At 70.7% G+C, this 22,113-nt stretch carries 22 protein-coding genes and 1 pseudogene; 9 read left to right on the forward strand and 14 right to left on the reverse strand.

Going from position 1 to position 22,113, the window contains the following annotated elements; genetic code table 11:
- Positions 1-366: 366 nt before the first annotated feature.
- A complete protein-coding gene (locus ACWCRD_RS34935) occupies positions 367-1,284 on the reverse strand; it encodes a helix-turn-helix domain-containing protein (protein WP_450969737.1) in 918 nt (305 codons plus the stop codon).
- Between the two features lie 64 nt (positions 1,285-1,348).
- Between ACWCRD_RS34935 and ACWCRD_RS34940 the strand changes: the two genes are divergently transcribed.
- Complete coding sequence (locus tag ACWCRD_RS34940) at positions 1,349-2,167, forward strand: phytanoyl-CoA dioxygenase family protein (RefSeq protein ID WP_450969738.1); 819 nt, start codon at positions 1,349-1,351, stop codon at positions 2,165-2,167.
- Between the two features lie 173 nt (positions 2,168-2,340).
- Here the strand turns inward: ACWCRD_RS34940 and ACWCRD_RS34945 are convergent, their stop codons facing one another.
- Positions 2,341-3,312 carry an aldo/keto reductase gene (locus tag ACWCRD_RS34945; RefSeq protein WP_450969739.1) on the reverse strand — a complete coding sequence of 324 codons (972 nt, stop codon included), beginning with the start codon at positions 3,310-3,312 and terminating at the stop codon, positions 2,341-2,343.
- A 211-nt stretch (positions 3,313-3,523) separates the two neighbouring features.
- Between ACWCRD_RS34945 and ACWCRD_RS34950 the strand changes: the two genes are divergently transcribed.
- Positions 3,524-4,387, forward strand: coding sequence for a hypothetical protein (locus ACWCRD_RS34950; protein ID WP_450969740.1), 864 nt, complete (start codon positions 3,524-3,526; stop codon positions 4,385-4,387).
- Positions 4,388-4,391: 4 nt separating this feature from the next.
- Here the strand turns inward: ACWCRD_RS34950 and ACWCRD_RS34955 are convergent, their stop codons facing one another.
- Both ACWCRD_RS34955 and ACWCRD_RS34960 read right to left on the reverse strand, forming a co-directional pair.
- A complete protein-coding gene (locus ACWCRD_RS34955; RefSeq protein WP_450969741.1) occupies positions 4,392-4,925 on the reverse strand; it encodes a flavoprotein in 534 nt (177 codons plus the stop codon).
- A gap of 26 nt (positions 4,926-4,951) precedes the next feature.
- Positions 4,952-5,413, reverse strand: a complete 462-nt coding sequence (locus ACWCRD_RS34960) for a nuclear transport factor 2 family protein (protein ID WP_450969742.1) — start codon at positions 5,411-5,413, stop codon at positions 4,952-4,954.
- 128 nt (positions 5,414-5,541) lie between these two features.
- On the opposite strand from ACWCRD_RS34960, the gene ACWCRD_RS34965 reads away from it, so the two are divergent.
- Positions 5,542-6,093: a TetR/AcrR family transcriptional regulator gene (locus tag ACWCRD_RS34965; protein ID WP_450969743.1), complete on the forward strand. Its 552-nt coding sequence runs from the start codon at positions 5,542-5,544 to the stop codon at positions 6,091-6,093.
- 11 nt (positions 6,094-6,104) lie between these two features.
- On the opposite strand, the gene ACWCRD_RS34970 is transcribed toward ACWCRD_RS34965, so the two are convergent.
- Positions 6,105-6,311, reverse strand: a complete 207-nt coding sequence (locus ACWCRD_RS34970) for a ferredoxin (RefSeq protein WP_344401312.1) — start codon at positions 6,309-6,311, stop codon at positions 6,105-6,107.
- Positions 6,312-6,324: 13 nt separating this feature from the next.
- Positions 6,325-7,524 (reverse strand): cytochrome P450, encoded by a 1,200-nt coding sequence (locus ACWCRD_RS34975; RefSeq protein WP_450969744.1) that lies wholly within the window; start codon positions 7,522-7,524, stop codon positions 6,325-6,327.
- Between the two features lie 328 nt (positions 7,525-7,852).
- On the opposite strand from ACWCRD_RS34975, the gene ACWCRD_RS34980 reads away from it, so the two are divergent.
- Positions 7,853-8,305 carry a nitroreductase family deazaflavin-dependent oxidoreductase gene (locus ACWCRD_RS34980; protein ID WP_450969745.1) on the forward strand — a complete coding sequence of 151 codons (453 nt, stop codon included), beginning with the start codon at positions 7,853-7,855 and terminating at the stop codon, positions 8,303-8,305.
- 126 nt (positions 8,306-8,431) lie between these two features.
- Here the strand turns inward: ACWCRD_RS34980 and ACWCRD_RS34985 are convergent, their stop codons facing one another.
- Entirely contained in the window at positions 8,432-9,493 is a 1,062-nt protein-coding gene (locus ACWCRD_RS34985; protein WP_450969746.1) for a cation diffusion facilitator family transporter, read from the reverse strand.
- A gap of 50 nt (positions 9,494-9,543) precedes the next feature.
- Here ACWCRD_RS34985 and ACWCRD_RS34990 point away from each other — a divergent pair, with 50 nt between their 5' ends.
- Positions 9,544-10,557: a glutathione S-transferase family protein gene (locus ACWCRD_RS34990; protein ID WP_450969747.1), complete on the forward strand. Its 1,014-nt coding sequence runs from the start codon at positions 9,544-9,546 to the stop codon at positions 10,555-10,557.
- Between the two features lie 42 nt (positions 10,558-10,599).
- Complete coding sequence (locus ACWCRD_RS34995; RefSeq protein WP_344401654.1) at positions 10,600-10,884, forward strand: DUF4235 domain-containing protein; 285 nt, start codon at positions 10,600-10,602, stop codon at positions 10,882-10,884.
- A gap of 94 nt (positions 10,885-10,978) precedes the next feature.
- On the opposite strand, the gene ACWCRD_RS35000 is transcribed toward ACWCRD_RS34995, so the two are convergent.
- Both ACWCRD_RS35000 and ACWCRD_RS35005 read right to left on the reverse strand, forming a co-directional pair.
- Positions 10,979-11,371 carry a VOC family protein gene (locus tag ACWCRD_RS35000; protein WP_450969748.1) on the reverse strand — a complete coding sequence of 131 codons (393 nt, stop codon included), beginning with the start codon at positions 11,369-11,371 and terminating at the stop codon, positions 10,979-10,981.
- Between the two features lie 78 nt (positions 11,372-11,449).
- A complete protein-coding gene (locus tag ACWCRD_RS35005) occupies positions 11,450-12,193 on the reverse strand; it encodes a TetR/AcrR family transcriptional regulator (protein WP_450969749.1) in 744 nt (247 codons plus the stop codon).
- Positions 12,194-12,317: 124 nt separating this feature from the next.
- Here ACWCRD_RS35005 and ACWCRD_RS35010 point away from each other — a divergent pair.
- The 3 genes and pseudogenes from ACWCRD_RS35010 (at position 12,318) to ACWCRD_RS35020 (ending at position 17,635) form a co-directional block, all read left to right on the forward strand.
- Positions 12,318-13,820: pseudogene (locus ACWCRD_RS35010) on the forward strand (APC family permease).
- A 19-nt stretch (positions 13,821-13,839) separates the two neighbouring features.
- Positions 13,840-15,474 (forward strand): amidohydrolase, encoded by a 1,635-nt coding sequence (locus ACWCRD_RS35015; RefSeq protein ID WP_450969750.1) that lies wholly within the window; start codon positions 13,840-13,842, stop codon positions 15,472-15,474.
- Between the two features lie 436 nt (positions 15,475-15,910).
- Positions 15,911-17,635: a hypothetical protein gene (locus ACWCRD_RS35020; RefSeq protein WP_450969751.1), complete on the forward strand. Its 1,725-nt coding sequence runs from the start codon at positions 15,911-15,913 to the stop codon at positions 17,633-17,635.
- A 67-nt stretch (positions 17,636-17,702) separates the two neighbouring features.
- Here ACWCRD_RS35020 and ACWCRD_RS35025 read toward each other — a convergent pair whose 3' ends face one another.
- Genes ACWCRD_RS35025 through ACWCRD_RS35045 form a run of 5 tightly spaced genes read right to left on the reverse strand, consistent with a single transcriptional unit; the run spans position 17,703 to position 22,053 of the window.
- Entirely contained in the window at positions 17,703-18,950 is a 1,248-nt protein-coding gene (locus ACWCRD_RS35025; protein ID WP_450969752.1) for a cytochrome P450, read from the reverse strand.
- Positions 18,947-19,552 carry a GTP-binding protein gene (locus ACWCRD_RS35030; protein ID WP_344401300.1) on the reverse strand — a complete coding sequence of 202 codons (606 nt, stop codon included), beginning with the start codon at positions 19,550-19,552 and terminating at the stop codon, positions 18,947-18,949. The genes ACWCRD_RS35025 and ACWCRD_RS35030 overlap by 4 nt, the downstream gene beginning before the upstream one ends.
- Positions 19,533-19,904, reverse strand: coding sequence for a DUF742 domain-containing protein (locus ACWCRD_RS35035; protein WP_390697695.1), 372 nt, complete (start codon positions 19,902-19,904; stop codon positions 19,533-19,535). Before ACWCRD_RS35035 ends, ACWCRD_RS35030 begins: the two co-directional genes overlap by 20 nt.
- On the reverse strand, positions 19,901-20,311 hold the full coding sequence (locus tag ACWCRD_RS35040; protein WP_099933429.1) for a roadblock/LC7 domain-containing protein: 411 nt from the start codon (positions 20,309-20,311) through the stop codon (positions 19,901-19,903). Before ACWCRD_RS35040 ends, ACWCRD_RS35035 begins: the two co-directional genes overlap by 4 nt.
- 5 nt (positions 20,312-20,316) lie before the next feature.
- Positions 20,317-22,053 carry an ATP-binding protein gene (locus tag ACWCRD_RS35045; RefSeq protein WP_450969753.1) on the reverse strand — a complete coding sequence of 579 codons (1,737 nt, stop codon included), beginning with the start codon at positions 22,051-22,053 and terminating at the stop codon, positions 20,317-20,319.
- Positions 22,054-22,113 lie beyond the last annotated feature (60 nt).

A 22,113-nucleotide genomic window follows, 5' to 3' on the forward strand; every position in this document is an offset into this window, starting at 1 on the left:
TTCCTCTCGGGGGCATGCGTCATAAAGTCCATACCAGCAGGTATGGGTACAGGATTCGGCAGCTCCAATGCCCACCTGGGGAAGCTCTTTTGGAGCATAGGTCGAACGGGAGCGGCCTCGTGCACACAGCCGGAAAATGTATTGTCCGTGCGCCGACAGGGCACACCTTTGCACAGGTCAGGGAGGCCTAACAAGAGATCCAGCGGATTTCTGCCGCGCGGGCCCGCCGGCGAGATTTGACGAACGGTCAAGCCTGTCGGCACGGCAATGGGAAATGGGATTCAGCTGGTCGGCGCACCAGTCGCTCCGCAACCATTGAGCAGGCGTTCCACCGCCCGTCCCACGGGCCGGACGGAGTGCCGCGGTTCACGTCTCAACCATTGAGCCGCCTCTTCGGTAGACGCCGGGCGGCACTCCGTAGCGTGTGCGGAAGACCCGGTTGAAGTGGAAGGGGCTGGCGAAGCCCGAGGCGGCAGCCACCCGGTCCACGGACAGGTCGGTGCTCTCCAGGAGCCGGGCGGCATGCCGCAGCCGGGCCTCGCGCAGGGCCCGCATCGGGGACTGGCCCAGTTGCCGGGTGAACAGGTGGGCGAACCGGGAGGGCGAGAGGGAGACGCTTTCGGCGAGCGAGTGCACCGTGTGCGGGGCCCCCGGGTCGGCGGCGATCAGCGCCTCGGCGCGGCGGACCCGGCCGTCGACGCCGGGCGGCGGCGCCGGGGTGCGCGCGGTGGCGGCGGTGAGCAGGACGATCTCCTCCAGGCAGGACAGGGCGAGCTCGCGGGCCGCGGTGCCGTGCGCCACGGCGACCCGGTCGTCCGGCGCGGCGGCGGGCGGTGACCCACTGCCGGTCCAGCGGGCGTCGGCGTGCATCCGGCGGAAGGCCGCGTCGACCCGGTCGTGCAGGGCGGCCGGGGTCGGCGTGACGACGAACAGTCCGTCGCCGGTGTCGTACGGCCGCAGCCACGGCGCCCAGGACGGCCGTGCCTGGCAGTGCACCCACCAGAACTGCCAGCTGTGGGAGCCGGGTTCGACCGCGTACTCGTGCCCGACGCCCGGGGCGAGCACCACCAGGTCGCCCGCACCGGCCCGTGCCTCGGCCGCGCCCTGGCGCAGCCGGCCGCGACCGCCCGTGGTCCAGGTGAACAGCCAGCTGTCCGCGCCGCGCGGCCGGTTGACGCCGTAGCCCTCCAACCGGTCGTAGCGGCCGACCACGACGAGGCCCGGCGGCGGGGCGGGATCGCCGGGCGCAGCAGTCCCGGGCAATCCGTCAGCGTTCACGGGCATCCTCCTGAAGCGCACGGCGACCTAGCGTGATGGGCCGAGGACACCCGATCGAGGGAGCGGACACATGACAGCCATGGACATGGGCGCCGTCGGCGCCTCCATCCTCACCCAGGACGGGCTGAGGCAGTTCCAGGAGGACGGGTTCACGGTCGTACGCGGACTGTTCGGGTCGGACGAGATCGACCGGATCTGTGCGGAGTTCGCGGCGCTGCACGCGGCCGGGCCGGTGCCCGGGCACTTCGAGCCCCGCGTGTCCGAGGATCCGCTGGCGGCCTGTCCGAGGGTGATGCACCCGCACGAGATCAGCGAGACGGCGCTGCGCATGCTGCTCGACGCCCGGCTGCGCAGGGCGCTGGAGGCGCTGCTCGGCGAGGAGGTCCTGGCGGCCCAGAGCATGTTCTACTTCAAGCCGCCGGGCGCACGGGGGCAGGCACTGCACCAGGACAACTTCTATCTGCGGGTGGAGCCGGGCACCTGTGTGGCGGCGTGGGTGGCCTGTGACGTGATCGGCCGCGACAACGGCGGTCTGGAGGTCGTCCCCGGTACGCACCGCATGGGCCTGTTCTGTCCGGAGGAGGCGGACGTCGAGGTGTCGTTCGCGCGGGAGTACGTTGCCCCGCCACCGGGCCTTGCGACCGTGCCGGTCGACATGGCGCCGGGGGACGTCCTGTTCTTCAACGGCAGCCTGGTGCACGGCTCGCAGCCCAACGGGACCACCGACCGCTTCCGCCGGTCGTTCATCGGCCACTACGTGGGGCGGTCGGCGGAGCGCATCGGTCCCTACTACCGCACCCTGTCGATGGACGGCGAGCGAGTGGTCCTGGCGGAGAGCGAGGGCGCGGGCCCGTGCGGCACGGAGTTCGCACCGCACGGGCCCCACTGAGCAGGACGGTAGAAGTCCGCTGCCGTTCGGCCGCGCCCTGAAGGGGCGCGGGGCTGTATCGACTTGCGGCTCCGCCGCGTGGGCGCGACCAGCCACGATGGTGCCGCAGACGATCGACGGCATCGCGAGCCCGCGGCGACGCCGCACATCGGCACAGCCGGCGGAGCGCTTGGTCAGCTGTGACCGACGACGGGGTGCGGCGAGTAGGGGGCCTCCAGCTCCTCGATCTCCTTGTCGCTGAGCTCGAGTTCGACGGCGGCCACGGCGTCCTCGATGTGGTGCGGCTTGGCGGCGCCGACGATCGGGGCCGCCACCGTGTCCTGCCGCAGCAGCCAGGCGAGGGCGACCTGGGCGCGCGGGACGGCGCGGTCGTCGGCGATGCGGGTGACGGCCTCGACGATGGTGCGGTCGCCCTCCGGGTAGAGACGGCTGCCGAAGTCGTCGCCCGCGCTGCGCTCCGTCACCGTGCCCCAGTCCCGGGTGAGGCGGCCGCGGGCGAGCGGGCTCCATGGCAGGACGCCGACGCCCTGGTCGGCGCAGAGCGGCAGCATCTCGCGCTCCTCCTCGCGGTAGAGGAGGTTGTAGTGGTTCTGCATGGACACGAACTTGGTCCAGCCGTTCCGTTCGGCCGTGTACTGCATCTTGGAGAACTGCCAGGCGAACATCGAACTCGCCCCGATGTAGCGCACCTTGCCGGCCTTCACCAGGTCGTGCAGGGCCTCCATGGTCTCCTCGACCGGGGTGTGCGGGTCGAAGCGGTGGATCTGGTACAGGTCGACGTAGTCGGTGCCGAGCCGGCTCAGGCTGTGGTCGATCTCCGTCATGATCGCCTTGCGGGACAGGCCGGCGCCGTTGGGCCCGGGGCGCATCCGGCCGTGCACCTTGGTGGCGAGGACGATGTCGTCGCGGTGGGCGAAATCGCGCAGCGCCTTGCCGACGATCTCCTCGCTGGTGCCGTCGGAGTAGACGTTGGCCGTGTCGAAGAAGTTGATGCCGGCCTCCAGCGCCTGCCGGATCAGCGGACGCGAGGCCTCCTCGTCGAGCGTCCACTCGTGCACGCCGCGGTCGGGCAGGCCGTAGGTCATACAGCCGAGACAGACCCGCGACACGTCCAGGCCCGTCGAACCGAGCTTCACGTACTGCATCGTTGCTGCTCCTGCCTTCGGGATGGGTACGAAGGGGAGCGTACGGCCTCGCCCGCGCTCCAAGCAGCACGCCCCCGGACGACCGGGGCACCTGCCGTTGCTGCCCGCAGGTGACCGCCCGGCGTGGGAGCCGCCTCGCGGTCGGCGCGCTCGCGCATCCTCGGCGCAGGTGACCGGCGCCCGGCCGGTCGTGGCCCCCGGGAGGAACCCGATGCCGACAGGTGCGACGAAGACGAAGCCGAAGCTCCTGATGGGAACGGCGGCGCAGACCCTCGCTCTTCCCCTCATGCTGGTCTCGCCCGCATGGAGCAGTCCCAGTCCCCCGCCGGAACCGTCGACGCTGTGCGCACCCGCGGGCGTCCTGCGGGGCGCGAACGGGCAGCGTGCCGTGGTCAGCCTGTGCGCGGGCAGCGGCACCCCGACGATGGCGATGTCGGCCCCGGCGACCTGCACCGGTCCGGGAGAGGACGACGACGACCGCGCCTGTCTGACCTCGGGCACCTGGACCGCACGCAAGGACGGCGTGACGGCCGCCTCCGGGAGGCTTCCCGGAGGCGGCGAGTATCCCGGCCCGGGCACGTACGACGTGACGGCCGACGTCCGCGTGAAGTCGTCGCCCGCCGGACTGAACCTGCACGGCACCGTCCACGCCACGCTGACCCTGACCGCACCCAAGCCGCAGGCCACGCACCGCATCGAGGTCGACCGGACCACGCTGCAGCGCGGCGCGGCGACCACGCTGACGTACCGGATCCACCGTGACAGCGAACAGGGGGACGGCAGCGCGCGGTTCGGGCTGATCGGGGAGGAGGGTTCGGGGGTGCGGCTGTCCACGTCGGACGTCCGCTGTGTCAATCCGCTGACCGGCCGCTACCCCGCCACGACCAGGAATGCGTACGCCCTCGACTGCGCCCTCACCGACCTGCAGCCGGGTCATCCGGCCACGGTCGTGGTTCGCGTCTCGGTGGGGTCCGCCTGCTCGACGGTCGTCTCCAAGCTGGGCTACTGGATGCCGCAGGGGCAGGCGCTGTACACCGGGGGCATGCTGGCGGGTCCGACGGTCCGCTGCGCCTGACCCGTCACCGCCGTTCGACCAGATCCAGCGCCCCTTCCCAGCCGAACTCCCCTCGCGCGCCGTCCTCTTCCGGCTCGCCGGAGTACGGCTCGCCGAACCGGACGCCCATCCCGCGCAGCCGTACCAGGCTGTCCCGGTAGGCGGGATGGGCGGCCAGCGCGTCGGCCACGCACGGGAGTACGGCGACAGGGACGCCCAGGCCATAGGCCTCGCACAGGGTGGCCACCGCGAGGGTGTCGGCGAGCCCGGCCGCCCACTTGTTGACGGTGTTGAAGGTGGCGGGCGCGACCACGACGGCGTCCGGTGGCGGGAAGGGGCGCGGCTCGCCGGGGGTGCGCCAGGCGGACCGTATGGGGCGGCCGGTCTGCGCCTGGACGGCGGCGGTGTCGAAGAAGCCGTTCATGGCGACCGGTGTGGCGATGACGCCGACCTCCCAGTCCCGCTCCTGCGCGGCGGTGATCAGCTTGCTGACGTCCGCGGCGATCCCGGCGGCGCACACGACGACGTAGAGGAAGGGCTTCTCGGCCTGTTCGGTCATCCGCGAAACCCTACTCACCGGGATCGCTAGGCGAGCGGGAAGGACCGTCCCCGTTCGGCCTCGGGCCGCGGGCCGTGGATGCGGCGCTGCTTCTCCTCGATGGGCACGTCGTTGATGCCGGCCTCGCGCCGGGTCATCAGGCCGTGCTCGTCGAACTCCCACAGCTCGTTGCCGTAGGAGCGCCACCACTGGCCGTCGGCGTCGTGGGACTCGTACTGGAAGCGGACCGCGATGCGGTTGCCGTCGAAGGCCCACAGGTCCTTGCGCAGCGCGTAGTCCAGCTCGCGCTCCCACTTCGCGGTCAGGAGCTCTACGATCTCGGCCCGCCCGGTGACGAAGGTGTCGCGGTTGCGCCACACCGAGTCCTCCGAGTAGGCGAGTGCCACCTTGTGCGGGTCGCGGGTGTTCCAGGCGTCCTCGGCGGCCTGGACCTTCTGCGCCGCGGTTTCGCGGGTGAAGGGGGGCAGAGGCGGGCGGTCGTCCGGCATGAGTTCCTCCTCGAAGGCCGTACAGCAGCGGAGAACGAGCGTTCTCCACCGGGCTGCTACCGTAGGAGAACGCTCGTTCTCGCGTCAAGCGGGCACATCAAGGGGAGGTCGTACGCCGCATGGCCGTCATGGACAGTGCAGTCGCCCGCGAGCAGGCGCTGGACGCCGCGGAGGAGCTGTTCTACGGACGGGGCATCCAGTCCGTCGGCATGGACGACATCCGCGGCGCCTCCGGCGTCTCGCTCAAGCGGCTCTACCAGCTGTTCCCGGCAAAGGAGCAGCTGGTGGAGGCGTACCTGGAGCGGCGCGACGTGCGCTGGCGCGGTCGCCTGGCCGACTTCGTCGAGCAGCAGGAGGGGCCCGAGGAGCGGATCCTGGCGGTCTTCGACTGGCTGGAGCTGTGGTTCGGCGAGGACGGCTTCCGCGGGTGCGCGTGGATCAATTCCTACGGCGAGCTGGGCGCCTCGTCCGCCCGGGTGGCGGCCCAGGTGCGGGCACACAAAGGGGCGTTCCGGGAGTATCTCGCCGGGCTCGTGGCGGACGCGGGGCTGCCCGGCGCCCTGGCCGGGCAGCTGTTCCTGCTGGCCGAGGGCGCCATGGTCACCGCCGGGATCGTTCGGAGCACGGAGCCCGCCCGGGAGGCGCGCGAGGCGGCACGGCGGCTGCTGCGGGCGGGCTGAGCGCTGTTCTGTCAGCCCCCGGACACGGTGATCGCGCCGACCGGGCAGGCCCGGGCAGCCTCCCGCACCATCGGGTCCCCTCCGCCGTCCTCCCGCCCCGGCAGCAGCGTGCTGAATCCGTCGTCGTCCTGGGTGAAGACGCCCGGGGCGGCCAGGGCGCACTGGCCCGCGCCGATACAGACGTCCTTGTCGATCTCGATGTGCGTGTCGGTGTGCATGGCCTTGAGCCTCTTACCAGGTCACGGGGAGTTCCAGCATCCCCTGGATCGTGTCGCCGGGTTTGAAGGGAATCTCGTCGGCCGGGGCGGCCAGGCGCAGCGTGGGCAGCCGGTCGAAGAGGGTGTGCAGGGCGATCTCCAGCTCGGCGCGGGCCAGGTTCTGGCCCAGGCACTGGTGGATGCCGAAGCCGAAGGCGACGTGGTGGCGGGCGGAGCGGTGCCAGTCGAGGGTGTCGGGGGCGGGGTAGACGTCCTGGTCGCGGTTGATGACCGAGGTCGCGAAGACCACGCCGTCGCCCGCCCGGATCGTCGTGCCACCGGCCTCGATGTCCTCGGTGGCCCGGCGCAGCAGGCCGTCGGCGATCGACAGCATGCGCATCAGCTCCTCCACGGCGCCGGGCAGGAGTTCCGGGTCGCCGCGCAACTCGGCCAGCTGCTCCGGGTGCTGGAGGAGGGTGAAGGTGCCCAAGGAGATCATGTTGGCGGTCGTCTCGTGGCCGGCGACCAGCAGGATGGTCGCGAACGAGATGACCTCCTGGCGGTCGAGCACTCCCTCGCGCAGCTGCCGGTGGACGAGTTCGTCCAGCACGCCGTCGCCGGGCTCCGGCTGTTTCAGCTTGCTGTCGATCAACTCCTCGAAGTACGCGTCCAGTTGGTTGCGTGCCTCTTGCACGTCGTCGACCGTGGGGCCGCGCAGCAGCCGGCGTGACTGTCCCTCGAAGAACTCGTGGTCGGCATAGGGGACGCCGAGCAGCGCGCAGATCACCATCGACGGCACGGGCAGCGCGAAGGCGTTCACCAGCTCGGCGGGCGGCCCCTGGGCGATCATCGCGTCGAGCCGCTCGTCCACGATCCGCTGGATCTGCGGCCGCAGTTCGACGGCGCGCCTGAGAGTGAAGCTGGGCACCATCATCCGCCGCTGCGTGCGGTGTTTCGGGTCGTCGACGCCGAGCAGCGCCACTCTCCGGTTCCTCACCGCGGCGAACCGCTCGGTGGGCGCCGGGAAGTCGGGATGGGTGCGGTCGGTCGACAGGCGCTGGTCGGAGAGCAGTTCGCGGGCGAGGGCGTGCCCGGTGACGAGCCAGGCCGGACGGCCGTCGTAGAGCGTGATCCGGCTCAGCGGGCGGGTGGCGCGCAGCGGGTCGTAGGCGGTGGGCGGGTGGTAGGGGCAGGTCCGGTCCTGGGGGAACGCGACGGGTTCCGTTTCCGTCATGGAAGACCTCGCAGACGAAGAGTGCGTCGTGCAGATCTTCATTAGATGCCCGGGGCATCTATGGGACGACGTGAAGTTCGGCCAGATGCGTGGTGAGGGCATTCTGGCCGGGGATGCTCGCTCGGGCATCTGAATCCGGCCGGGGCGGCGGTGGCCGCCCCCACAATCCGGCCATGTCCGGAGCCGCTGCGGGGTCGGCCGGTGACCGGTCCGCTGACGAGTGGCGTGATCACGCCCCCAAAGGGCAGTGCGGTATGGATGAATCTTGCGTGCACCGGTGTTGAAGCGGTGCCAGTCAGCCACACAACTCGACGATGGGACGGATGACATGCCTCTTGAGGGCGAGTACGAACCCAGCCCGGAGCGATGGGTACGCGAGCAGGTGGAGCTGTACGAGAGCTCCGGCGGCACGAAGGGGACGACGCTCCTTGACACCGGCCTGCCCGTCGTCCTGGTCACGACCCGGGGTGCGAAGAGCGGCAAGATCCGCAAGACGCCTCTGATGCGCGTCGAGCACAAGGGCCGCTACGCCCTGGTCGCCTCGCAGGGCGGCGCGCCCAAGCACCCGGTCTGGTACCACAACGTCAAGGGCGATCCCCGTGTGGAACTCCAGGACGGGCCCGAGAAGCAGGACATGACGGCCCGCGAGGTCACCGGCGCGGAGAAGGCCGAGTGGTGGGAGCGTGCCGTGGCGGCGTATCCGCCGTATGCCGACTACCAGAAGAAGACGGACCGGGAGATCCCGGTGTTCGTGCTGGAGCCGGTCGACGGGGAGCACTGATGCGGGCCGGGTCCGGCTCTCCCGGAACCGGGTGCTCCCACAGCCGCCCGAGCGGCGGCTGAACCGGGCCGGAAAAAAATCTTCGTCAGAGGACGCATGAACCGGGTGGCGCCGGGCACGCGTGCGTCAGGCCCCGCCGCGTTCCCCCGTCGCGGCGGGGCTTTCTCGTGCCTCATCGGCCGGCCGGTCGGTGATGTCCAGGAAGATCTCGGCGGCCTCGGGCACGGTGTTCGCGAGGGACCGCTTGATCCGCACGGCGACCTCCTCGACCTGTTCGCTGTCCAGGCCGGGCACCAGGTCGACGCGGGCGGCCACGAGGACCGTGTCGAGACCCGTCTTCATCGTGAACAGCGCCTCCACGCTGTCGATCTCCGGCTGCGCCTCCAGCAGGGACCGGATCCGGGCCGCTGTGCGCGGGTCGGCGGACTCCCCGATCAGCTGGTCGCGGGCCTCGCGGCCCAGGCGGTAGGCGACGAAGACGAGCAGTGCGCCGATCGCCAGCGAGGCGGAGGCCTCCCACACCACCTGCCCGGTGACCATGTGCAGCGCCATGCCCGCGGCGGCCAGCGTCACACCGAGCACCGCCGTGCCGTCCTCGGCGACCACCGTGCGCAACGCCGGGTCACGCAAGGGCTGTGTGCCGCCCTGGCGGCGCACCTGGTGCAGGGCCCGCGCCAGTGAGACGCCCTCCGCGACGAAGGCGACGCCCAGCACGATCAGGCCCGCGACATAACCGCTCAGTTTCTCCTCGGCCCCGTTCTTGAGGGCCTCGGCGCCCTGGAAGAAGGAGAAGCAGCCGCCCATGACGAAGATCCCGACGGCTGCCAGGAGCGACCAGAAGAACCGTTCCTTGCCATAGCCGAAGGGATGCCGCTTGTCGGCCGGGCGGCGGCTGCGGCGCAGCGCCGCCAACAGGAAGACCTCGTTGAAACTGTCGGCCACCGAGTGCGCCGCCTCCGACAGCAGCGCCGGTGATCCGGCGATCAGGCCGCCGGCGGCCTTGGCCACCGCGATCAGCAGATTGGCGGCGAGCGCCACCAGCACCGTGACGTGTGTCCTGTGGTCCGCCTTGCCGTCCGAGGATGTCGAGGATGTCCCGCTCACCTTCGCCGACTGCCCCGCTCGGGGCGGCTCACACCGCGCGCGCGGAATTCGGGGGAATTGAGGGAATGTGGGGAACCCGGTCATCAGACACCGGGAACCGGTTATCAGGGGGACAGGCAACGCAGGGAGGAACCATGGGCGGCGGGGGCAACAGCAGCTACGGGCAGACGGCGTTCAAGCGGGCCAAGAGCCACTTCACGGACCGGATCACGGCGGACGGCCGGGACGGATGGCCCGTCGAGGCGGGTCGCTACCGGCTGGTGGCCAGCCGTGCGTGTCCATGGGCGAGCCGGGCGCTGGTCTCACGCCGGCTGCTCGGCCTGGAGGATGCCCTGTCCCTGGGCATCGCGGACCCGATCCAGGACGACCGCAGCTGGCGCTTCTCCCTGGACCCGGACGGCCGCGACCCGGTCCTCGGCATCCGCTTCCTCAGCGAGGCCTACGGCCGGCGGGAGGCCGGCTACCCGGGTGGCGTGAGCGTGCCCGCGATCGTCGACATCCCCAGCGGGAAACTGGTCACCAACGACTACCAGCAGCTCACCCTGGACCTGGCCACCGAGTGGCGGGCCCTGCACCGCGAGGGGGCGCCGGACCTTTACCCGTACGCCCTGCGCGACGAGATCGACTCGGTGATGGCGGACGTCTACGAGGACGTCAACAACGGTGTGTACCGGGCGGGTTTCGCCACGGACCAGGAGGAGTACGAGGCCGCGTGCGCCGGTGTCTTCCGACGGCTGGAGCTGCTGACGCAGCGGCTTGAGCGGCAGCGTTATCTGGTCGGCGACACGATCACCGAGGCCGACATCCGGCTGTTCACCACCCTGGTGCGTTTCGACGCCGTCTACCACGGCCACTTCAAGTGCAACCGCTTCAAGCTCGCGGAGGACCCGGTCCTGTGGGCGTACGCCCGCGACCTCTACCAGACGCCCGGCTTCGGTGACACCGTCGACTTCGACCACATCAAACGGCACTACTACCAGGTGCACACCGGCATCAACCCGACCCGGATCGTGCCCCTCGGGCCGGACCTGTCCGGGTGGCTGACGCCCCATCACCGCGAGGAGCTGGGCGGCCGGCCGTTCGGCGACGGGACGCCGCCGGGGCCCGTCCCGGCGGACGAGGAGATTGCCGCGCCGGGCCGGCCCTGACCGACGAAGGAGACAGACGTGGCAAAGACGAAGAAGAGGAAAATGAAGCTGCCCCTCGCCTACAAGCCCCTGGGGTTCGCCATGGGATGGGCCAGCGGTGCGATCGCCTCCCTCGCCTTCCGCAAGACGTGGATGGCGCTGCGGCACGAGGAGGATGCGCCCGACGCTCTCGACCGGGACCGCGGCTGGGGAGAGATCCTGCTCGCCGCGGCCGTCCAGGGCGCCCTGTTCGCCGTGGTGCGCAGTGCGGTGGACCGCACGGGGGCGAAGGCCATCGAGCGCTCGACCGGCGTCTGGCCGGCCGACGACCAGGGCGGGCGGGACTGACACCGGCAGGAACCTGCCGGGGCGGATCAGACGGGGGGCTCCCGTGCCCCGCAAAGGGCCGTGAGGCCGGGCTGATCCGCCGTACAGGCCCGTCTCAGCCCTGCTTGGGCGCGGTCGGTGTGGTGCGGCGCAGGGTGAAGGAGTGGCCTGCCGGGTCGGCGTAGCCGCGTTCCTCGAAGGGCCCGGACGCGTCCTTCGTGTCCAGGGGGCGTCCGCCGAGTTCGATCACCTTTCGCTCCACCGCGTCCAGGTCCTCCACCATGAAGTCCAGATGGACCTGGAGGGAGTTCTCCGGGCGCGGCCAGCTGGGCGGCGTCGCGTTCACGTCGCGGCGAAAGGCCAGCCGGGTGCCGTCGGCGCTCCTGATCTCCACGCGGTTGGCGGTCGCGTCCGTCTCCTCGGCCGCCAGCAGCTCCTTGTAGAACACGGCGAGCTTCTCGGGCTCGAGGCAGTCGAGCACCAGATAACCCGCTTCCACCAGTGGCATGTCTCCTCCGAACGGTCCGGGGCGCGGGACTTCGTGCCCCGCGGCCCTGTACCTCACGGATATCCCGGTCCGGCGGATTCAGTCGGCGGCCGTCCGCTCCCCTGCCCCGCGTGGCCGTGCCCGGATCTCCGCCAGCCGTGCCGCCGCAGCGGACAACAGCAGGTCCAGGGCGGCCGGATAGGAGCTGCGGGGCATGTCGGCCACGAGGTGGCGGGCAGTCGCGGCGATGTGCGGGTGCGTGTCGGCGGGCAGCCGGGCGTAGGTGGCCCGCCACACGGCCGCCTCCGCCTCCTGGGCGGTCTTCGGCAGCGCCGTGCTCGCCGAGTCGAGGGCGCCGAAGGCGAGGGACTGGTCGACGAAGGCGTGATAGATCCGCACGGCCTCGGCGTCCGGGAAGCCGGCGTCGCGCAGCACGCCGAGGATGGTCTCGACGGCCTGGATCTCGTACGCCCGCCCGGTCACCCGGTACGAGCTCAGGACGGCCGCCTGCGGATGGGCGAGGGCGCTCGCGTGCATGCGCAGACCGAGGTCGCGCAGGTCGGCCTGCCAGTCGCCGTTGGGCCGCCAGCTGCGCAGGGTACGGCCGATGAGTTCGTCGGCGAGGGCGAGCATCAGGTCGTCGGTGTGCCGGAAGTAGCGGTACAGCGAGCTCGGGTCGGCGCCGAGGGCGCGGCCGAGGCGGCGGACGGACAGGGCCTCCGCGCCGTGTTCCTCGATCAGTCTGAGGGCTGTGGCGACGATCAGTTCCTCGGAGAGGACGACGCCCTGCTTGGTGGGTCGTCTGCGCTGCCGGGCGGTGGGCGGGACGACGCGCTCGCTCATGGACTGCCTCCCTGGGCCGGTGCCCGCACCTTATGACAACACCGTTGACCTGTTAAGTCCCCGGGCAGTTTCATGTGCGTTCACCGGGGCCGACCGGGCCCCCAGGTGCGAGCGGAGACCGGCCATGTCCGACCAGCCCTTCGGTGCAGCCCCACCAGCGAGGCCCGCGCTGCGCAAGTCGCTCGGCGTGCTCGACGGCATCGCCATCGCCGCGTCCAGCACGGCCGCCACCACCAGCATCGGCATCGGCCTGGGCGTCACGGCGGGCGTGGTGGGCCTGCATCTCCCGGCGATCATGCTGCTGGCGTTCCTGCCGGTCCTCGGCATCGCGGGCGCCTTCTCCCGGCTGAACCGGGTGGAGCCGAACGCGGGCAACGGCTATGTGTGGGTGGGCCGTTCGCTCAGCCCGTGGCTGGGCTTCATGGTCGGCTGGGTGAACATCGTGGCCACGCTGGCGTTCCTCGCGTACACCACCGCGGTGACCGGGTCGGCGCTGATCCAGCTCGCCGGGGAGGCCGGGCTGCACAGGGTGGCCGGGCTCGCCCTGGACCCGGGTTCGACGGTGCAGACGACCGCGGTCGGCATCGTGGTCCTGGTCGCCGTCACGCTCACCGCCGTCACCGGCATCCGGACGGCGGCGCGGCTGCAGACCGGGCTGCTGGTCTTCGAGTACCTCGTCCTGCTCGGGTTCTGCGGATACGGCATCGTCCACGGGACGCATGCCTTCAGCCTGAGCTGGTTCGACCCGTTCGCCATCCCGTCGGCGTCGGCGCTCGCCCAAGGACTGCTGCTGTCGGTGTTCTGCTACTGGGGCTTCGAGGCCGCCTTCAGTGTGAACGAGGAGGTGCGCGACCCGCGCGACGCCTCCCGCGCCGGGATCATCACCCTGGTCACCATGCTGACGCTCTTCCTGATCGGCTCGGTGGCCTTCCAACGGGTCCTGTCCGAGCCGGAGTTGGCCGGGCACGGCGCCCAGGGCCTTGCGTTCTTCGGGGACCGGCTGGCCTCCCGGCCGCTGGCCGCGCTCCCCCTGGTGGCGCTGATGTTCTCGGCGGTCGCCTCGCTGCAGGCCGGTGTGATTCCGACGGCCCGGGCGATGTTCGCGATGAGCCGGGACCGTACCCTCGGGCCGGTGTGGTCCAAGGTCAGCTTCCGGTACGGGACTCCGGCAGCCGGGACGCTGCTGATCGGCGCCCTCGCGACGGCGATCGCGGCCCTTGCCCTGGTCATACCGCGGCTCGCGGACATGATCATGGCGACGGTGAGCGCCGTGGGCATCGTGGTCGCCCTGTCGTACGCGCTCACAGCCCTCGCGGCGGCCGCCCGCTTCCGCTCGCTGCTGCATGAGGACTGGCGCCAGGGTGTACGGGCGGTCGTGCTGCCCGCGCTGAGCGCCGTGGCGCTGCTCGGACTCGGCGGCTGTCTCGGCTGGTCCTTCTACTCCTCCACCGACCATCTCGAACTCCGCGCGGACAACGGATAGTTCCTGCTCCTGACTCCTCTGGCGATGATCGCATCGGGCTTCGTGGCGGCCGCATGGGCCAAGTGGGTGCGCAGGTCGCCGTACTTCCGCACGGGCGACGGCACGGACGCCGACGCGCCGCAGCTGCTCGCCACCCCCAACTGACCCCCACCAGGAACGGAACATGCACGCAGACCTTCTCTTCACCGGCGGTCCGGTCCTCACCCCCGAGGGCCGTACCGCCACCGCCGTGGCCGTCACCGGCGACCGCATCACCGCCGTCGGGCACGACGAGGTCCACGATCTCGCCGGGCCGCGGACCGAAGTGGTCGACCTGGCCGGGCGGTTGCTGCTGCCGGGCTTCCAGGACGCGCACGTCCACCCGATCCCGGCGGGGCTGGAACTGAGCCAGTGCGATCTGACCGGCGCCCGGACGGCACACGAGACGCTCGCCGCGGTCCGTGCGTATGCCGACACACATCCCGAGCGGGAGTGGATCCTCGGCGGCGGCTGGTCCATGGAGGCCTTCGAGGGAGGTACGCCGACCAAGGAACTCCTGGACGCCGTCGTCCCCGACCGGCCCGTGTACCTGCCCAACCGTGACCACCACGGCGCCTGGGTCAACAGCCGTGCCCTGGAGTTGGCGGGCATCGGCCGCGACACTCCCGATCCGGCCGACGGGCGCATCGAGCGGGACGCTGCGGGTGAACCGAGCGGCACCCTGCAGGAGGGGGCGATGCAGCTCGTCGGGCGGCTCACTCCCCCGGCCACCGCGGCCGACCGGCTGGCGGCGCTGCTGCACGCGCAGCGCCATCTGCATGCGCTCGGCATCACGGCCTGGCAGGACGCGCTGGTCGGGGACTTCCTCGGCATGGACGACCCCTCGGGGGCGTATCTGGCAGCGGCGCGAAACGGTTCACTGACCGCTCGTGTCGTGGGTGCGCTGTGGTGGGACCGTGAGCGCGGGGCCGAGCAGATTCCCGAACTCGTCGAGAGGCGGACAGAGTTGAGCTGCGGCCGGTTCCGGGCCGGCTCGGTGAAGCTGATGCTGGACGGGGTCGCCGAGAACGGCACGGCCGCCCTGCTCGATCCCTATCTGAACAAGTGCGGCTGCGCCACCGCCAATCGCGGCAAGAGCTTCATCGACAGCGGCCAACTCCCTACGTACGTGACCGAGTTGGATGCCCTCGGCTTCCAGTGCCACTTTCACGCGCTGGGCGACCGGGCCGTACGCGACGCCCTGGACGCCGTCGCGGCGGCGCGCACCGCGAACGGGCCGAGCGACACCCGGCCGCATCTGGCGCACCTTCAGGTCGTGCACCCCGACGACGTGGCGCGCTTCGCCCGGCTCGACGCGACGGCGAACATCCAGCCGTTGTGGGCCGCCCACGAACCGCAGATGGACGAGCTGACCATCCCCTTCCTGGGGGCCGAACGGGCCGCGTGGCAGTACCCGTTCGGTGCGCTGCTGCGCTCCGGGGCGCGGCTCGCGGCGGGCAGCGACTGGCCGGTCAGCAGCCCCGACCCGCTGCAGGGGATCCATGTCGCCGTCAACCGCGTGGCCCCCGACGGCGACGGCGCCCCGGTGTTCCTGCCGGGCGAACGCATCGGGCTCGCCGAGGCGTTGACCGCGTACACCGCGGGATCGGCCCATGTGAACCACCTGGACGACACCGGCCGGATCCAGGCCGGCGCACTGGCCGATCTGGTGGTGCTTGACCGTGACCCGTTCGACGGGCCGAGCGAGGCGATCGCACAGACGGGGGTGGACCTGACCTATGTGGGAGGGGAGGCAGTGTACGCAGCTCATGAGGCGTAAGCAGTAACGCACATCACGGTGAGGTCACGCGTAGATCATTTACGCTCTGGGCAGCCTCGTATCGCTTCTCGGTTCAACTTTCGGCCATAGAAGCTCAGTTCGAGGGCACGGGTGGCCATTTCGGCCACCCGTTCGCAGGGCCGGGGGGACTCTGCATCGCCGTCTCCCGGAAGGAAGCGCATGCCTCAGGACGTCACGTTCGATCTCCCCTTCGACACCCCCATCAGCAGACTTCATGGGGTTCCCTGGCCTTCCTCCAGCTGTAGCGCACCCCGCATCCGGCGGTTGCGCTCCGCCTGACCGGCCGCACAGGCGACCGGCGAGGCCGTCACAGAAGGCACAGAAAACTCTCGGACACGATCGGCCGATCACCAGCGCCGATCGATTCTTTGTCATGTCCACAGCTTGAATGTCCGCACCTTGATGGGAGACCGGTGTGAAATCCCGAGTCGCAGGTACTGTTTCGCAGGCGTCCGCCCTGATCCCGGCGCAGCCGAGCGCCCAGCTCCAGCCCACGGAGGCGGCGAACGCCCTGGCCCGCCTCCTGGAGAGGCATGTCAAGGGGAGCACTGAGGAGTACCGCAGGAGCCGGAACGCCGCTCAGCAGCGGCTGGAAGACCTCGGCTCCCCCCGCTCCAGTACCACGCTGCAAGTGGCGGGAGCCCTCCACCTGGCGCAACCCGCGTTTCTCCCGCCCGACGAGGAGGGCTACGCCAGGTTGCGGCACCTCGATGCCGGCCTGCGTATGATCGAAGCGGCCTTCCCCCAGGTCAGCACCGATATCGAGATCTGCCGACTGACCTGCACGATGCTGGAGGGGGCCTGGCGGAGCCGGGCGCTCACCCCAGCGCGTGAGGAGGAGCAGACAACAGCCTGCACCTGCCCGCTGTGCCGTCGGCTGCCCACACCCCCCGCGCGCACGCTGGGTGACTACAACTGGCGGCAGAGCGCCGGTCGTCCCCTCACCGTCAAGGCCTGGCCGTACCGCGAGGAACTCGACAGCGTCCTGACCGCCGGATGGATCTGGGTCCGTCAGTTGAACGACCTTGAACGAGACCTTGGCCTCCGCCACCGTTTCGAAGACGACATCCTCGTCTTCCACGAGTACAAGCGCGTGATCGACACCATCGACACCGCGAGCGTCATCCGACTCGTCGAAGGCCGCCTGGCCGAGAATTTCAGCACCAACAGCGCACGGGCCCTGGTCTGCGGACTCTACGCGGCCCACAAGCGTTCCGCCGACGAGTACTGGCTCCAGCAGCACCACGCGGGCAGCGTCACGCTCCCCCAGACCAACCCGCTGAGCCAGAGCGCCTACTCGGCCCTGCAGATGCTGGACTGCCTGTTCTGGCACGTCTCACCCGACACCGAACTCTGGCAGGAGGAACACCTCGCCTCCCTGCTGCTGTGCCGCATCGTCGACGACATGGCCGACGTACGAGTCGACTCCCTCACCGGCGAGATCAGCAACTTCTGGCTCGCCGACATACCCACCCACACCAAGGCCCTCTACGCCGCCTGCACGATCGCCCTGATCAAGTACGGGTGCATGCCCGAGGCACACCACGCGATGTGGAACACCTGGCTGATGAACAGCACCATCGTCTGGCTGGGGCTCACGGGCCGCCACGCCCTGTGGTTCGACGGCATCACCCAGGGCCTGCCGCCGGCCGCAGAGTGCCCGCTCTGCGACCTGCAGCCCAACTCATGCGCCGGCATCCTCACCCACGGCACCACCCTCACCCTCGCCCCGCGGCCCACCGCACCGGCTCTGAGCCCCCGGACCGCCGAGCTGTCCGCACTCTGCCGAGCCCAGTTCCCCCGGACCTGGCCCCTCTTCGACGCCGAGCTCCATGCCTTCGAAGCACTGCACGGCCCCTGGCAGGGCAACACCGGCAGCGCATGGGAGATCCTGCGACGCACCTACATCGCCGCCGTGGAGGCATCCATGGACGCGCCGTCCCCGGACCGCGCTCGGCAGGTCCAACAGGACGCCGGCGCAGTCGGATCCGAAATGTTCTCCACCCTGTACGACCCTCAGACCGGGAGGGAGGACACCGCGCTGCTCTCCTACATGTTCGGCTGCGCCCACCCGCACTTCATCTGGAACGCCACGGGACACCGTCCCACGAGCGTCACGGGCGACTGGCTCGACGGCTGAGGGACGACCGGCCGGCGCATGAGAAAACGCTGCTGCCCGGCCGGCTTCCGGCCGGGCAGCAGCGCGCTCACACCGGGAACTCGACCGGCAGTCTGTCCAGCCGGGACTCCCAGGTGGAGGCGGTCGACGTGAGCTCGTCCGCCTCCACTGCCAGCCGCAGGCCCGGCAGCCGGTGCAACAGGACGTCCACCGCGATCTCGATCATGGACTGCCCCATGCTCTGCCCGGGGCATTCGTGCGGGCCCGAGCCGAACGCCAGGTGCGCCTGGTTGCCCGCCACCGAGACATGCGGGTCGGGCCGGATCTCGGGGTCGAAGTTGCCCGGGGCGAGACCGAGAACGAGCAGGTCGCCCCCCTCAATGCGATGGCCGCCCAGTTCGACGTCCCCGGCGGCGAAGCGCCCCGGCAGTACGGATAGCGGCGGAGAGTTCCACATGGCCTCCTCCATCACCGCCGAGATGTTCAGCTGACCGCCGATCAGCCCGGAGAGCCGGGAGGGGTCGGTCAGGACCAGCCCCAGCACCCGGGCCAACAGGTTGGTCGTGACGGCCGCGGCGATCATCACCATGCGCAGGTGGTCGACGACCTCGTCGTGGTCGAGAGCCGCGTGATGCTCCAGCAGGTCGCTGGCGAGGTCGGAGCCGGGTTCGGACTGTCTGCGCTCGACGAGTTCACGAAGGATCTCCCTGATCACGCCGTCGTGCACCAGGGCTTCCGCGCCGCCCCTGAGCACCCCCGAGCAGGCCTCGACCAGCCGGCGCCCCTGCGCCTCGGCGAGCCCCAGAACGCGGCTCATCACGAGCATCGGCACATAATCGGCGTAGTCCGCCACCAGATCGGCGCGGCCGTCGGCCGCGAACCCGTCGATCTGCTTGTTGGCGAAGTGCGTGGCGTGGCGCCGGATACCGCGTCCGACAGCGGCCTGCAGCACGTCGTTGACGGCGCCGCGCAGCCTCCGGTGCGGTTCGCCGTCCTGGGACACGCAGTCAGGACGCCAGGCGAGCATAGGAACCAGCGCAGAGGTCTCCGCGATCCGTCCTTCCTGCCAGTCCCGCCAGGTCCGCGCGTCCCGGGGGAACTGGCTGGGATTGTCGAGCACCCGCCGACTCTCCCGGTAGCCCAGCACCAGCCAGGCCGGAACGTCACCCTCCAGCAGCACCGGCGCGACGGAGCCGTGCTCCTTGCGCAGCCGCTCGTAGATGGCCTGCGGGTCAGTGGCCGCGTCCGGGCCGTACAGCCGCGCGAGTTCCGCCCCGCCGTGCGCGACGGGGCACCCGCGGGGCGCGTCGGGGCCGTTTAAGGTCTGGGCGTTCATCGGGACTCCAGTGCGACGGCGGAGCGGTCCTTCAGATGGCGTATCAGCGTGACGAGCACGTCACGGCTGGAGGCACGGTCGCGGGCGTCGCAGGCCACGACCGGGATGCTCTCGGGAATGTCCAGGGCGTCGCGGATCTCCTCGACCGGATAGTCCTTGGAGTCGGGGAAGACGTTCAGGGCGACGACGAACGGGACGTTCTGCCGCTCCATCTCCTCGATGGCCCGGAAGCTGGAGGCCAGGCGCCGCGTGTCGACCAGGACCACCGCGCCGAGCGCGCCCTTGAACAGTCCGTTCCACAGGAACCAGAAGCGCTCCTGTCCCGGCGTGCCGAACAGGTACAGCATCAGGCTGTCGTTGAGGCTGATCTTGCCGAAGTCCAGGCTGACGGTGGTCTCCGTCTTGTCGGCGACGCCGATGAGATGGTCGACGTCGGCGCTTGCCTGGGTGAGCGTCTCCTCGGTGGTCAGCGGCTTGATGTCGCTGACCGAGCGGACCATGGTGGTCTTCCCGGTGCCGAAGCCGCCGGCGATCATCACCTTCACCGAGCGGGTGCCGCCGGCTGCCGGGCGGCCAGGGTGATCAAAGCCGTTCAAGTCCACTGAGTACCTCCTCAAGGAGCGCGAGGTCGGGCCCGCGACCGGCACCGTGCGCCGGGATGGGGTCACGGGCTTCGACGCGGCCTGCCTCGAGCAGATCCGCCAGCAGCACCGCGAGAATGTTGAAGGGCAGTCCCAGATGGGCGCCGAGTTCGGCCACCGACAGCGGTTCGCGGCAGCGCCGGAGGATGTCCTCGTGTTCGTGCTGCATACCCGGTGCGGGGGCGGCCAGGGAGACGATGAGGGTCGCCACGTCGAGACTCGACGCCGAACCGCCCGGTCCGCTGCGCCCCCCGGTGAGGACGTAGTAGCGCTCGAGACCGGACGGGTCCGTGGGCCTGCGGGGAGCACTCATCCAGAGTGCTCCTCCAGGCGCGGAGTGGTGCCGAGGAGCTCGCCCATCCTCCGGGCCAGGTCCCTCATCTGGTGTCCGAGCAGCCCCTGGTCGAGGCCTTCGCGGGCCAGGACCCCGAGATACGTCTCCACACCGGCCCGTACGACGAAGAGGTGGCCGCCGTCGACCTCGATCATGGCCAGCCGCAGCTGCCCCGCATACCTGGGGAACTGCTCGGCGACCGGCTGGGCCAGCGCCTGCAGGCCGGCCACCACGGCCGCGAACCGGTCCACGTCGTCGGGGTCTTCGGCGCCAAAGGAGGTGATGGCCTTGCCGTCGCTGGAGGCCACGAGCGCGAAGCGGATCTCGGGGATGGACTCCACCAGATCGCGCAGCGCCCAGCTCACGTCGGTTCCCTGTTGCGTCATGTGGACTAGTCGCTCTCTTCAGTGCGGTGCTCGGTGGACCGGCTGCCGAAAGGCGGCGTGTCCTCCGTGGTGGACTCCTCGTCTGCCTCGCGGCCGGCGGTGGCAAAGGCAGCCAGGCCGGTGAACGAGGCGTCCGGCGGGACGGCGGAGACCGTCGTCTCCTCGGTACGTTCGGCCGGCTGGGGCCGCGCCGTGCCCTCCCCCTCGTGCCGTTTGCTGCGGCGCCGGGGCAGTCCGCCGGGAGTGGTCTCCACCGCCTCGGAAGGCTCGGCCACCGGCTGGGCGGACGCCGCCGCCGACACCGGCGCAGCCGCCGCGGGCGGGGCCACCGAGGTCGACGCCGTGGTCGTGGCAGTCGTCGCAGCAGCCGTGGGAAGGGGGCTGAAGTACTTGTGCGGGACCACGACCACCACCGAAGTGCCGAGCCAGGGCGAGTCCGCGAAGGTGACGCGGATGCCGTAGCGGCGAGCGAGGGCGCCGACCACGCGCAGACCGATGTTGGCGTCCTCGGAGATCCCGCCGATGCCGGGACCGGCCGCGGTGCCGGTGAGGGCCTCCTCGGCCTCGCGCTTCTTCTCCTCGCTCAGGCCCTTGCCGGAGTCCTGGATCTCGATGCCGACGCCGTTGGGCACCTCCTTGCCAGAGACGAGCACGGGCTCGCTGGGCGGCGAGTAGCGGGCCGCGTTGTCCAGCAGCTGGGCGAAGATCAGCGTCAGGTGGTCCACCAGACCGCCGTCGACGCCGAGTTCGGGCAGATGACGGACCTCGACACGGTGGAAGTCCTTGATCCGGCCGATACCGCCACGCACCACGCTGAGCAGACGCTGCGGCTCCTGCCACTGCCGGCCCGGGCGGTCCGAGCCGCCGAGCACGCCGATGCTCGCGGCGAGGGAGTCGGCGGGGCCGAGTTCCTGGTCCAGCTCCATCAGACCGCGGGCGACGGCCGGCAGCCGGCCGTGCTCGCCCTGCATCTCGTGCAGCCGGCCGCGGAGCTTGCTGGTCAGCACGTGGATGCGGTTGCCGATGCTGATCACGGCCTGCTCGGCGGTGGTGGAGCGGTTGAACTCCTCCTCGACGCCGATCAGGGCGGTGCGCAGCACCTTGCGCAGTTCGGCCTGCAGGTCGGCGCTGACCTTGGCGCACTGGCCGGGCTCGGGCAGCAGGTCGTCGATGGCCTCACCGGCGCGCAGCTGCTTGAGCGCGTCGGGCAGCTGCTCGTTGGCGAGGCGGGCCACCGCGTCGTGCTGGTGGGCGAGCTGCTCCCGCCAGACCTCGGCCTGGTCGGCGATCTGGGCCTCGTACGACTTGGCCTGGTCGGCGAGGCGTCCCTCGAAGGCCCGTGCCTGTTCGGTCAGTTGGGCCTCGTACGTCGAGCTCTGCTCCGCCAGCCGCGCCTCGTAGGCGCCGGACTGATCGCCCAGCCGGGCCTCCAGCGAACCGCGCTCGGCGGCGTACTTCCGCTCCAGGCCCGCGACATGCTGCTGCCACTGCTGCGAGTGCTCGGCCTGCATGGCGCGGAAGGAGCTCTCGCCGGCGCTCAGCTGCGTGCGGGTGCGGAGCAGCAGCCGTACGCACACGGCGCTTGCGGCAGTGGCCGCGATGCCCGCGGCACCGGCGGCGATTCGCTCGGAGCTCATGAACGTGGCGGCAACCGTCCCGCCTCCTAAGGCCAGCGGCATCAACCACCAGCTGTACCAGGCGACAGGGGCCCGCGCCGCCGGCGGCGGAGTGGCGAGTTCCATCTGCATCCTTACAAGCAACACGAACGAACAGGGGGGTGTGCAAGGGGAAGCGCACTGATG

The organism is Streptomyces sp. NPDC002092, from assembly GCF_053593775.1.

What these genes read in the sequence shown, in the direction of transcription:
- ACWCRD_RS34935 (WP_450969737.1), bottom strand. Translation starts at nt 1,284, where the DNA reads ATGCCCGTGAACGCTGACGGATTGCCCGGGACTGCTGCGCCCGGCGAT.
- ACWCRD_RS34940 (WP_450969738.1), top strand. Translation starts at nt 1,349, where the DNA reads ATGACAGCCATGGACATGGGCGCCGTCGGCGCCTCCATCCTCACCCAG.
- ACWCRD_RS34945 (WP_450969739.1), bottom strand. Translation starts at nt 3,312, where the DNA reads ATGCAGTACGTGAAGCTCGGTTCGACGGGCCTGGACGTGTCGCGGGTC.
- ACWCRD_RS34950 (WP_450969740.1), top strand. Translation starts at nt 3,524, where the DNA reads ATGCCGACAGGTGCGACGAAGACGAAGCCGAAGCTCCTGATGGGAACG.
- ACWCRD_RS34955 (WP_450969741.1), bottom strand. Translation starts at nt 4,925, where the DNA reads ATGACCGAACAGGCCGAGAAGCCCTTCCTCTACGTCGTCGTGTGCGCC.
- ACWCRD_RS34960 (WP_450969742.1), bottom strand. Translation starts at nt 5,413, where the DNA reads ATGCCGGACGACCGCCCGCCTCTGCCCCCCTTCACCCGCGAAACCGCG.
- ACWCRD_RS34965 (WP_450969743.1), top strand. Translation starts at nt 5,542, where the DNA reads ATGGACAGTGCAGTCGCCCGCGAGCAGGCGCTGGACGCCGCGGAGGAG.
- ACWCRD_RS34970 (WP_344401312.1), bottom strand. Translation starts at nt 6,311, where the DNA reads ATGCACACCGACACGCACATCGAGATCGACAAGGACGTCTGTATCGGC.
- ACWCRD_RS34975 (WP_450969744.1), bottom strand. Translation starts at nt 7,524, where the DNA reads ATGACGGAAACGGAACCCGTCGCGTTCCCCCAGGACCGGACCTGCCCC.
- ACWCRD_RS34980 (WP_450969745.1), top strand. Translation starts at nt 7,853, where the DNA reads ATGCCTCTTGAGGGCGAGTACGAACCCAGCCCGGAGCGATGGGTACGC.
- ACWCRD_RS34985 (WP_450969746.1), bottom strand. Translation starts at nt 9,493, where the DNA reads ATGACCGGGTTCCCCACATTCCCTCAATTCCCCCGAATTCCGCGCGCG.
- ACWCRD_RS34990 (WP_450969747.1), top strand. Translation starts at nt 9,544, where the DNA reads ATGGGCGGCGGGGGCAACAGCAGCTACGGGCAGACGGCGTTCAAGCGG.
- ACWCRD_RS34995 (WP_344401654.1), top strand. Translation starts at nt 10,600, where the DNA reads ATGAAGCTGCCCCTCGCCTACAAGCCCCTGGGGTTCGCCATGGGATGG.
- ACWCRD_RS35000 (WP_450969748.1), bottom strand. Translation starts at nt 11,371, where the DNA reads ATGCCACTGGTGGAAGCGGGTTATCTGGTGCTCGACTGCCTCGAGCCC.
- ACWCRD_RS35005 (WP_450969749.1), bottom strand. Translation starts at nt 12,193, where the DNA reads ATGAGCGAGCGCGTCGTCCCGCCCACCGCCCGGCAGCGCAGACGACCC.
- ACWCRD_RS35015 (WP_450969750.1), top strand. Translation starts at nt 13,840, where the DNA reads ATGCACGCAGACCTTCTCTTCACCGGCGGTCCGGTCCTCACCCCCGAG.
- ACWCRD_RS35025 (WP_450969752.1), bottom strand. Translation starts at nt 18,950, where the DNA reads ATGAACGCCCAGACCTTAAACGGCCCCGACGCGCCCCGCGGGTGCCCC.
- ACWCRD_RS35035 (WP_390697695.1), bottom strand. Translation starts at nt 19,904, where the DNA reads ATGAGTGCTCCCCGCAGGCCCACGGACCCGTCCGGTCTCGAGCGCTAC.
- ACWCRD_RS35040 (WP_099933429.1), bottom strand. Translation starts at nt 20,311, where the DNA reads ATGACGCAACAGGGAACCGACGTGAGCTGGGCGCTGCGCGATCTGGTG.
- ACWCRD_RS35045 (WP_450969753.1), bottom strand. Translation starts at nt 22,053, where the DNA reads ATGGAACTCGCCACTCCGCCGCCGGCGGCGCGGGCCCCTGTCGCCTGG.